The 10,905-nt window shown below is 70.9% G+C and carries 8 protein-coding genes; 4 read left to right on the top strand and 4 right to left on the bottom strand.

Annotated features, from left to right (window positions below):
• Positions 1-100: 100 nt before the first annotated feature.
• The 4 genes from NBW77_RS00790 to NBW77_RS00805 all read right to left on the bottom strand — a co-directional run bounded on the left by NBW77_RS00790 (position 101) and on the right by NBW77_RS00805 (position 6,357).
• Entirely contained in the window at positions 101-1,081 is a 981-nt protein-coding gene (locus NBW77_RS00790) for a lysophospholipid acyltransferase family protein (RefSeq protein ID WP_131746900.1), read from the bottom strand.
• A complete protein-coding gene (gene larAH, locus NBW77_RS00795; RefSeq protein ID WP_131746901.1) occupies positions 1,081-2,688 on the bottom strand; it encodes an NPN-dependent hydroxyacid isomerase, LarAH14/15/16 family in 1,608 nt (535 codons plus the stop codon). Before larAH ends, NBW77_RS00790 begins: the two co-directional genes overlap by 1 nt.
• A 94-nt stretch (positions 2,689-2,782) precedes the next feature.
• Entirely contained in the window at positions 2,783-4,003 is a 1,221-nt protein-coding gene (locus NBW77_RS00800) for a zinc-dependent alcohol dehydrogenase (protein ID WP_250279135.1), read from the bottom strand.
• A complete protein-coding gene (locus NBW77_RS00805) occupies positions 4,000-6,357 on the bottom strand; it encodes an HAD-IB family hydrolase (protein WP_131746948.1) in 2,358 nt (785 codons plus the stop codon). The genes NBW77_RS00800 and NBW77_RS00805 overlap by 4 nt, the downstream gene beginning before the upstream one ends.
• A 294-nt stretch (positions 6,358-6,651) precedes the next feature.
• Here NBW77_RS00805 and NBW77_RS00810 point away from each other — a divergent pair, with 294 nt between their 5' ends.
• From NBW77_RS00810 to lnt, 4 genes are all read left to right on the top strand, one after another.
• Complete coding sequence (locus tag NBW77_RS00810; protein ID WP_284346867.1) at positions 6,652-7,128, top strand: Lrp/AsnC family transcriptional regulator; 477 nt, start codon at positions 6,652-6,654, stop codon at positions 7,126-7,128.
• 203 nt (positions 7,129-7,331) lie between these two features.
• Complete coding sequence (locus NBW77_RS00815) at positions 7,332-8,903, top strand: amidohydrolase (RefSeq protein ID WP_250279136.1); 1,572 nt, start codon at positions 7,332-7,334, stop codon at positions 8,901-8,903.
• Positions 8,904-9,302: 399 nt separating this feature from the next.
• A complete protein-coding gene (locus NBW77_RS00820; protein ID WP_165486099.1) occupies positions 9,303-9,461 on the top strand; it encodes a hypothetical protein in 159 nt (52 codons plus the stop codon).
• Positions 9,462-9,536: 75 nt separating this feature from the next.
• On the top strand, positions 9,537-10,905 hold a 1,369-nt coding region (lnt, locus tag NBW77_RS00825), incomplete at its 3' end, for an apolipoprotein N-acyltransferase (protein ID WP_250279137.1).

Consider the following 10,905-nt stretch of genomic DNA (forward strand, 5'->3'; position numbering starts at 1 on the left):
GGTTACCCACAGGTGATCCCCAGCCACGAGATGGATGCCCACCGGCCTGTGGACAGGGTTATCCACATTTTCGGGCAGGTGTGACCGTTCTCACATTCGATCACAGGGGTTGCCGATCCGGCGACACCACGCTTCCGGAGCCCCTGCGCGGGACATCCCAGGGGGAGGACACCCTGCCCTGGCCCACGGGTTCGGTCGACTCCCAGACCCGCCGCCAGCGGGCCTCACGGGGGGTACGTCTCGACCCGACCGGCGCTGGAGAAGGGGCCGGCACGGCACGTAGCGACTCCCACCAGGTGGTGGTGTCCTCGTCCAGCAGCCGGGACACCTCGACCGCGACACGGCTGGTGAACGACCGAAGATCCTCTGCTGCTGGATGTGTCGTCGGATGCATGGGCCGGCCGAACCGCACGGACACCCCGGGACGGCCCGCAACCGGCCACGCCCGACCGCGCGGCATCGCGGCGAAACTACCCCGGATCGCGACCGGGACCACCGGAACGCCACAGGTGATCGCCAGATGGGCCGCGCCGAACCGGAACCGGGCAAGCCGGCCGTCGGACGACCGGGTACCCTCCGGAAAGATCACCAGATTCCAGCCGTCGGCAAGCAGGTCGGCCGGCGCGGTCGAGGGCGCGCCCCCGCGGCGCTCGATCGGCACGGTCGCGAACAGGAAGGTTGTGGACAGGCCCCGCCACCAGCTGTCGAAAAAGTAGTCGGCGGCGGCGGCCACGGCGGTGCGCTCCCGCACGCCGCGCGGCAGCGCACACAGCAGCAGCGGCGCATCCAGGTGGCTCGCATGGTTCGAGACGAAAACCGCGGGTGTGCGCAACCCTTCGATCGCGTCCAGCCCGGCTACCGAAAGTGCCAGGTTCGCGTCCAGGAGCGGCCTCATGCCGACCTGTAGGGCCGCAACCCGGGCCGCCCGCATCGCGGGGGTACGCGCCCATGCGGTCGGGAACTCCTTCGCCACCACCGGCGGCCGGTGGGATTCAGCCGAGCGCGGCACCGGCGGCCGTGACCCCCAACGCCAGGCACGGGCCACCTCACGCAGGCCGACCCCGGCCGGCCGACGCGCCATCACCGCACGTCCGCGATGGCGTGCGGCGGGGAATGCAGGTAGGTCAGGGACGGGTCACGGCCCACCGTCGCGGACACCATCTCCAACGCGTCCGCCAGGGTGGACGCGGCACGGAAACCCATCCGCGCGCATGCCGCACGGTCACCGCCGACCCACACCACGTCTCCCAGGTGGTCCATCGCATGCGCACCCCAGTACCACATGTAGAACGGGTGGACACCGTGGTAGGCGTGCGAGGTGCGGTACAAGTGGGTGTACCAGGGGTCGGTCGCGTACTGCTTCTCGAAGGTGGCCTCGATCGTCGCCGGATCGGTGGACTCGGCGAGAACCTCCTCGAAGAAGTCCACGTACGACGGATGATGCAACTGGGAGAACTCCGGCGTCACCGGATGGTAGAGGATCATCGCTCCACCACGACGGACCAGCGGCTGCCCCCGGTACATGTTGAAGAAGTACCCGAGCCCCAGGCACATCGCGAGGATCGGGTTCATCACCGAGTTGACGTTGTAGGGCCCCAGATAGGGCAGGCCCACGACAAGGACGTCGCTCTGCCCGTTGACCTCGACGAGCTGCTGGCGGTGCACGTTCGCGAGCGTCTTCGCATGCACGGCCTCGGTCTCACCCGCGTGGACGCCGGTCACCCCGTAGTCGGCGACAAGGTCGCCGAAGAGCTTGCGGCGGGCCCGCACCGGCATCGCGGCGAGCCCCCGTGACATCCCGAAAGCCATCGCCTGGTCGCGGACGGACCACTCCCACTCCCGCTTCATCAAGAACGCGTACCGGGACGGGAACGAGGCGTTGTTCACGGTCGTCTCCACCGTGAATATCTTCAGATGGTCGGCCAGCAGCCGGCCCATCCGCCACGCGGAGGAGTGCATGGCCGAGCGGGTGTGATCCATGAACGAGCGCGAGTGGACCATCGTGTGGCTGTTGTGGTGGTGTCGCAGACTGTTGTAGGACGCGAGCCCGATCGGCACCGACTTGTGACCGCCGTCCATGGCCACCATGTTCACGTTGACGTAGACCAGCAGGTCCGACTCGGCGGCCCGCCTGTTGATCTCGACGTCCTCGCCGCTGTCGGTCAGACCGATGTGCGTCAGGTTGTCCTTGTCCTCGGCGTCGTGGTTGTACAGGTTGTCCGGCCAGAACGACCGGAACACCCGTTCCCCGACGGCCCTTTCGATCTCGGCGGCGGTCATCCGCCGGTGCAGGGCGTTGGCGACGATCAGTACGACGTCGTCGACACCGACCTCGGCGGCCATCGTCAGCACCCGCTCGATCACCCGCTGGCGGATGTCGGGCCGGCGCATCGGCGGCAACGGCAGCGACAGGTCGTCGAAGGCGATCGTCAGCCGCATCCCGGGACGCAGCAGTGCCCGCAGCGGCTCGCTGTTCTCCGGCTCCGCCAGCGCCCGGTCGATCGCCGCGTCCACATCCGCCAGCTCCGGTAGGGACTCCGGCGGGTAGACGACCCGGGTACCGAGCGGGAACCGCTCCAGCCCGAACCCTTCACCCTGATGGACGAGCAGCGGAGGAGTCCGCTCATCGACCTCGAGCACGAACCCCGGTCTCACCTGTGCGATCCCCTCACGCGCGGTCGCGGCCATGCGACGCTGCCGCCGGCCGCCATCCAGTAGATGTCCTGGTACTGAACAACAGATCGCCCGTCTGTCACGGTGCCCTCTGTCACGGTGCCCTCTGTCACGGTGCCATCAGGTCGAAGGCGACCTTGACCGCTCCGAGACGACCGGCTGCAAGCGCATGGTCCACCGCGTCCCGCCAGCGGTCCAACGGATAGGTCGCCGACACGATCCCGTCCAGGGGCGCGGTCGCCGCGAGCTCCAGCGCCCGGTCGAAGTCCGACCGGGCCGTCCCCGATCCGACGCTGGACGCGTAGGTCCCCACCAGTTCCAGTTCACGGAACCACAGCGGGGCCAGGTCGACCGACCCGGTGGGAACCCCCGACAGCACGACCCGCCCGCCCGCCCGGGTGGTGCGCAGCGCCGTCGACAGCGACGACGCGCTGCCGGCACAGTCGATCGCGATGTCCACCCCGCCGAGCAGGTACGGCGGGCCGACCTCCGGTTCGAGCTTCAGCGCCCGTGTCCCGCGGCGCACCCCACCGACCGCGGATGCCGGCGGAAGGATCTCGTCCGCGCCGAAACGACGCGCAAGCTCCACCTGGCGGCGGTGCTTGGCGACGACCGTCACCGGCCCGGCCTTGGTGTAGGCGCGCAGCGCCAGCAGCGTGAACAACCCCACCGCACCCGCACCGATGATCAGCACCCGGTCGCCGTCACCGGGATCGGCCCGAAGCGCGGTGTGCACCGCACACGCGAGCGGTTCGACGAGCACCGCCCGCTCGTCCGGCAGGTCATCTGCAACCGGATGCAGCTGCGAACGGTGGGCGACCAGCGCCCTGCTCCACCCACCGCCGGTGTCCGCGCAGTAACCGGTCTGTAGCCCGGGAGCCAGATGACCGGACGTAATCCGGTCACAACGGCTGGTATACCCGCCCGCGCACCCGGAACAGGCGGGCAGCCCCCGGGCAGCGCAGCCGAGCACCGGGTCGACGACCACCCGGGCACCCGCCGCGAGCTCGGTACCGTCGGCGAGCGTGACACCGGTCTGCAGGTCGGCCACGATCTCGTGGCCCGGGACGAAGGGCATCGAGACCAGGGATGCGAAGTAGAGAGATGACTGCCCGGTGAGGGTCGTCAGATCCGATCCGCAGATCCCGGACAACCGGGGACGGATGGTGACCCAGCCGTCCCCGGGCAGGGCCGGGGCGGGCCGGTCGGTCAGCCGCAACGGCGCCGTGGTGGTGGCCGCGGCAGCCGCCAGGGACGGCAGCCGGCCGGACACTGTCCGGGTCGCCAGATACCGGGGCAACGACCGGTAGAGCTCCAGGGCACGGCTCACCGGTCGGCTCCCAACCGCATGGTCCGGACGCGGCCGGGACCCGCAGGCCCGCCACCGCCACCGCCGCCGCCGTGCCGGGCGACGGCGTGCGCCTGCCGCTCGGCGCGGTTCACGGCGACCGCGCGCGGCTCACCGGGCGTGGAGGACCACTGTTCGATCGGCCAGCCGGATCGCCGGGCCACCCGGTAGAGCGGCAGATCCGGGTTGACCGCGACCGGGTTGCCGACCGCGCGCAACATCGGCAGGTCCGACTGGCTGTCCGCATACGCCCAGGACGCCGACAGGTTCGCCCCCACCCGCTTGGCGTAGTGGTCGAGCCAGGCCGCACGGGAGTCACCGACCAGCGGGGCCGACACCAGACGCCCGGTGCAGCGCCCGTCCGGGCCGACGGCGAGCCGGGTGGCGACGACCTCGTCGAACAGCGGCGCCAGCGGACGGGTGAGGACCTCGACCGCCCCGGTGAGCAGGACGGTCCGGTGCCCAGCCTCCCGATGTTCACGGACCCGGCGGATCGCCCCCGCCTTCGCCCGGCGCAGCAGGATGTCACCGGCGACCTCGTCGACGAGCCGGACGAGCTCGTCCGGGTCGGCGCCGGCATACCGGGTGTACACCGCCCGGATGAGATGCCCCCGGTCCCGCCGCTCGGCCCGCACGTACCCGGGCAGCGCGCGGGCGAGCTGCGCGAGTTCGCGCCCGCGCGCCACCGGAGTCTGGTCGGCCAGCCGCAGCCACAGGTAGGACTCGACCACCGTCGAGGACACGAGCGTGCCGTCCAGGTCGAACACCGCGAGGGTGTCCGGACCACCGGTGAGCGCGTGGGACGCCCGCCGCGTCGGCACCGCGGGGCGATCCGGACCGCGGAAACTCGCCGTCACACTCGGAAAATGGATCTCCTGCAGGTAGGTGCGCCAGTCGTAGCAGGCCGGGTCGAACCCGAACCGCTCGGCGTCGGCGGGCTCCAGCGCCTGATGCAGCGCGCGGGTCGCGTCATCGACATAGACCAGCTCGGCTTTGGTGTACGACCGGTACAGATCCTGGTAGCGCCGCAGGAACGACAGCCGTTCGTCAAGCTGCTCCAGGTCACGGGCGGCCTGGCGGATCCGGTCCGAGCGGGGCGCGTACCCCAGGGCCTTGCCGGCAAGGCCCGCGAACCGCTCGCCGCGCCGCAGCTGGCCCTCGACCGTGGCCGCTCCGGCGAACCGCCAGTCGGCGGCCGGGATGGCTCCGCGCCGGGGCTTGGACAGCGGGTGACGCCCGAAGTACTCACGGACGTGCTCGTAAAGATCACGGAACAGCAGCGGGTTACGAAAACCCGAACAGACGGTGTAGTAGGCCGGGGTCGACGCCATCGGGGTGGCCGCGGCGGCGGCAATGATCGCGTTCACGACGAGGTCGACTGGGATGATGTCGATGATCCCGTCAGGCGACGCCGGGAAGTCCGGCAGTTCCCCGCGTCCGTAGGCGAGAATCAGCGGCTCCGCCATCTTGAAGCCCTCGATCCATCCCGGGAACGGGCGGGCCAGCGCGCTTTCGATGATGGACGGACGGACGATCGTGAGCGGCAGGCCGTCCCGTTCGCCTTCGAGGAAACGCTCAGCGAGGGCCTTGGTGAACGTGTAGCAGTCCGTCCAGCCGAGGACCCGGGCCCGTTCGCCGCCGGCATCGACCAGTCTGCGGTCCACCCATCTGCGGCGACGCCGCTCGGCTTCCCGGGCCACCGTCTGCGCCCCCGCGCGGATGTGCTCGGCCTCGGCTTCCTCCCGGAAACCACGCAACGCATCGGGGGTCCGGGAGGCGTCCTCGGCCGCTGTCCGCGCCCGTGCCGCAGCGGCCTGCTCGGCCCGCCAGTCCACGTTGTGCACAAGCCGGCCCTCGGCCACGTGCCCGGACCGCAGACCCGCGACATAGGCCGTGGAGATGTGCACCAGGTGCGGTCGGGCGCCGCTGTCGCGGACGGCCCGCAGCAGTTCCTGAACGCCGCCGAGGTTGGTGGTGAAACCCATGTCGATCGGCGGGTCGAACGACACCTCACCCGCACAGTGGATGACGATGTCGAGGTCCGCCGGCAACGTCGGCATCCGCGCGAGGTCGCCTTCGAGCACCGTGACCCGTTCGCGCAGCGCCTGTTCGACGCCGTCGGCGCCGACGCGCTCACGCCACGCGGTGAACGCAGGCTTGGCGATGAGGCCCGCGAGCCGAGCCTGTCCACTCCTGCCTGCGCGGGGACGGATGAGAACGACCACCCGGGTGTCAGGCAGGTCGGACAGCAGCCGTTCCAGCAGTGCCTCGCCCACGAAGCCGGTCGCTCCCGTGACAAGGACCCGCTTGCCCGCGAGCTGCTCGGACAGCCCCACCGCCTCACCTCATTCCGTGTTGGGATACCGGTGGGCCACAGTAAGGGACGCCGGTACCCCCGACCGAAAGCGCCTACCACCTGCGAGGCCCGCGTCCACCTCCGCAACACCGAAAGTCATGGCCGGCGCACCCGGAGGCAGACCCCTGAGTGACTAGGGAACATTGGAAAAAATCGTATCGCCAGGAACATTACACAGAGTATTCAACATCGGTGTGGTTGCGGGGCCGCGGCCGCAACCACAGCCGGCCTGGCATGCACCATCAGCATGCGGATGGGAGGGGAGGACCATCCCGTGGCCACCGCAGATCTGCGTACGCTCCTGATCGTGTTGGAAGACCTGGACCGCGAGATCGTCCGCCTGCTGTGCCGGGACGGTCGGATGAGCTACACCGACCTCGGGCGGGCCACCGGTCTGTCCGTCTCCGCGGTGCACCAACGGGTGCGGCGCCTGGAACAACGCGGCGTGATCACCTCCTACGTGGCCCTGGTCGACACCGCCCAGGTCGGGCTGCCGCTCACCGCGTTCGTCTCCATCACGCCGATCGACCCCAGCCAGCCGGACGACGCACCGGACCGGTTACGCCGCCTGAACGCGATCGAGGCATGTCACAGCGTTGCCGGCGAGGAGAGCTACCTGCTGAAGGTCCGGGTCGCGGGTCCGGGCGACCTGGAAAGCCTGCTGCAGGAGATCCGCGCCGCGGCGAACGTCTCGACCCGCACGATGGTGGTGCTGTCAACCCCGTACGAGGCACGCCCACCGGGCGTCTAGACCGCATAGGCCGCAGGTTGCGACGACCACCACCGTGCTCCACCGCCCTGGCGCGCACCACGACAGGTGGCCGGCGGGCAGACTGTTCAGTCGTGGCGAACACGTCGTCGAAACCCTGGTACGAACAGTCCGAGCAGCCGACAGGTGCAGGATCAGGCGCCGGAGCGGGAGAACCTCAGCGCGTCCTTTACCGCGGCGGCCGGGTGTACAGTCCGGCATCCCCGTTCGCGACCGCCCTACTGGTCGAAGGCGGCACGGTCGCGTGGATCGGCTCCGACCCGGCCGCCGACGCGATGACCGCGGACGAGACCGTGGACCTCGATGACGCCGTGGTCACCCCCGCCTTCGTGGACGCACACATGCATGCGACCGCGGCCGGGCTCGCGCTCGACGGCCTCGACCTGGCCATGGCGCCGACCCTGGCCGCAGCCCTCGACCAGCTCGCCGACCACGTCCGGCGCCACCGCGCGACCATGGTGCTCGGCACCGGCTGGGACGACACGGGGTGGCCGGAAGGCCGGCCACCCACGGCCGGCGAACTCGACCGTGCGAGCGGCGGAGCATCGGTCTACCTGTCCCGGATCGACGGCCACTGCGCGGTCGTGTCCTCCGCTCTCGCCGCCCACTCCGGCGCCCCCGGCGCGCCCGGATGGCTCGGCGACGGGCTGTGCCGGGGCGAGGCCCACCACGTCGCGCGGGCCGCCGCATACGCCGGCGTGTCCCTCCATCAACGGCGCGCCGCGCAGCGACGAGCCCGCGCGCACGCCGCCGGCCTCGGCATCGGCGCACTGCACGAGATGGCCGGGCCGGAGGTCTCCTCCGCGGACGACCTGAGCGACCTGCTGACGCTCGCGGCCGACGAACCGGGGCCGGTCATCCACGGTTACTGGGCCGGTGACATCGACACCGCGCTGGCCCTCGGCACCGGGCTCGGCGGCGACCTGTTCGTCGACGGCTCGCTGGGGTCGCACACCGCGGCGCTACGCGCCCCCTACGTCGACGCCCTCGACAACCACGCATCCCACAACCGCGGCCTGCTGCAACTGGATGCGGACGCGATCCAGGAGGTCGTCGTACGAGCCGGCGAGGCCGGCCTGCAGACCGGCTTCCACGCCATCGGGGACGCCGCCATCGACGCCGTCCTGGACGGGTACGAACGCGCGGCCGAGAAGATCGGCCTGCCACGCGTCGTAGCCGGCCGCCATCGCATCGAACACTGCGAGATGGCGGATACCGCCCAGATCGCCCGGATGGCCCGCCTTGGCCTGGTGGCCAGTGTGCAGCCGGCGTTCGACGCCCACTGGGGAGGCCCGGGTGAGATGTACACCCGACGGCTCGGAACCGACCGTGCGGTCGCGATGAACCCCTTTGCCTCGATGGCCGCCGCAGGCGTCGTCCTGGCGCTGTCCTCGGACGCCCCGGTGACCCCGATGGACCCCTGGGGCGGCGTGCGCGCCGCGGTCCGGCACCACTCGCCGTCCGCGGCGCTGAGCGCCCGGGCGGCGTTCTCCGCGGCGACGAGGGGCGGGTGGCGGGCCGCCCGGGCCGACGGTGACGGCAGCGGAGTCCTCGCCGCGGGCACCCCCGCGACGTTCGCCGTCTGGCGGGTGGCGGGGGAGTTGGTCGTGCGGGTACCAGACACCCGGGTGGCCGCATGGTCCACCGATCCGAGATCGGGGCTGGCGGGCCTTCCCGACATCGACGGCCCCACCCCCCTGTGCATGCGTACGGTCGTGCGCGGCACGGTCGTCCACGATCTGATGACCGACAGGTGAACGAGCATCCGCCTGAGATCGGAACATGACGGCAGAAAGGGTCCCGGACCGTCCTTCGGACCGATTCCCTACCCGCCGGATGCGGGCAGGGACACCGTTGTCTAGGGGACGATCCGGGACCCTCCGGGCTGCTGTGCAGCTCCCCCTTCGCCGGCGGTGACGAACTTCCTGCCCGAACCCCACCACCGACCGGGCCTGGTACTGGGCGGGGGCGGACGCGTGAGCGCCCGACGCCCGCCGGCCGGTCTGCCGACAGGGAAGGCGCTGCCGCAGCCGCCTGTACGAGTGGACGACATGGACCGTACCGGTCGTTGCCGTGGTGCTGTCAACCATCTGTTCCACCTGCGTCTTCTTCCTGTTTTCCCAGGTCAGAAGGAGCAGCCACCCACGCGGGGTTGCGTGACCGTTGTGAACGGTCCGGGCGTGTCACCGTCCGCCCAGGAGGACGTTCCTCCCAGGTGGAACTCATCCACTCCACGACGACTACTCCACGTCCACGACGACTACTCCACGCAGCGGATCAGTCAACGCGGCAGCTCGTTCCTCGGCAGCCGGTGATACGAGCCGATCGCGGACGGTGCGATCCGCCGACCCGGTCGAGTCCGGTCCGGGTGGTGACCGACACTGGGTACTGTGACAGCTCCGGACACGCCGACCGCCGAGCACCCACCGTCCGCCCGTCGGATCTCGGGGCGGGCCCGGCAGTTGATCCGGCCACTGCTCGCGGTCACCGCCGGGATCACGTTGTATCTGGCCTTCCCACCCGTCGGGATGTGGCCGCTCGCACCGGTCGCGGTGGCGGCGCTCACCCTCCTCGTCCGCGGTGTACGGCTCCGGCACTCGTTCGGCCTCGGCGTGCTGTTCGGTCTCGGCTTCATGCTGTCGATGCTGCGGTTCGTCATGTTTGTCGGCCTGGACGGCTGGGTGGTGCTGTCGATCGGTGAGGCCGCCCTGCTCGCGGTGGTCGCACCGGCGACGACGGTGGTGACACGGCTGCGTGGCTGGCCGTTGTGGGTCGCCGCGGTGTGGGTCGGGCAGGAAAGCCTGCGCGGACGCGTCCCGTTCGGCGGGTTTCCATGGGGGAAGCTGGCCTTCAGCCAGGCAGACGCACCGCTCGCACCCCTGATGGCACTCGGCGGCGCCCCGCTGGTGACGGCTGCGGTGGCCGGCTCCGGCGCGCTGCTGGCCGCGGCCACGCTCCGTTCGGGGATCCTCGGCGCGCGGGTTGCGGCCTCGTCCGGCGCGGTCCCCGGACCAGTCCGCAGACGGACGCCTACGGCCGCGGCCCGCCCGTTCGCCGGGGCCGTCGCCGTGACGCTCGTCGGTCTTGCGGTGCCGCTGCCGACCTCCGCGCAGGCCGGGACGGCGACGGTCGCCGCGGTCCAGGGCGACGTCCCGCAGGCCGGTGGTCTAGACGCGCTCGGCCGCAGGTTCCAGGTCACCACGAACCATGTCACCGAGACCGAACGCCTCGCCGCGGATGTCGCAGCCGGCCGTACCCCGCAGCCGGATCTCGTCCTGTGGCCGGAGAACTCCTCCGACGTCGACCCGCTCGACGATCCGCACGCCGCGGCCCTGCTGGACCGGGCGGCGCGGGCGGCGAGGGCTCCCGTACTCGTCGGCGCGGTGCTCGACGGGCCGGGGCCACGCCAGGTACGCAACGCGGGTCTGGTCTGGGCGGCGGGCGGCTGGCAACGCCAGATGTACATCAAGCAGCACCCCGTGCCGTTCGCCGAATACCTACCGGGCCGGCCTGTGCTGGAGAAGCTCGTCAAACGGTTCGCCACCGAGATGCCGAACGACTTCGTCCACGGCGACAGGGTCGGGACACTCACCATCGGCGGCATCACGATCGGCGACGTCATCTGTTTCGAGGTGGCCGACGACGGTCTCGTCCGCGACACGGTCAACGCGGGTGCCCGGCTGCTGGTCGTGCAGACCAACAACGCCTCGTTCGGGCACAAGGGTGAAAGCGAGCAGCAGCTGGCGATGACCCGGCTGC

It is taken from the genome of Frankia sp. Cppng1_Ct_nod (genome assembly GCF_920656135.1).
Taxonomy (GTDB): Bacteria; Actinomycetota; Actinomycetes; order Frankiales; family Frankiaceae; genus Protofrankia; species Protofrankia meridionalis.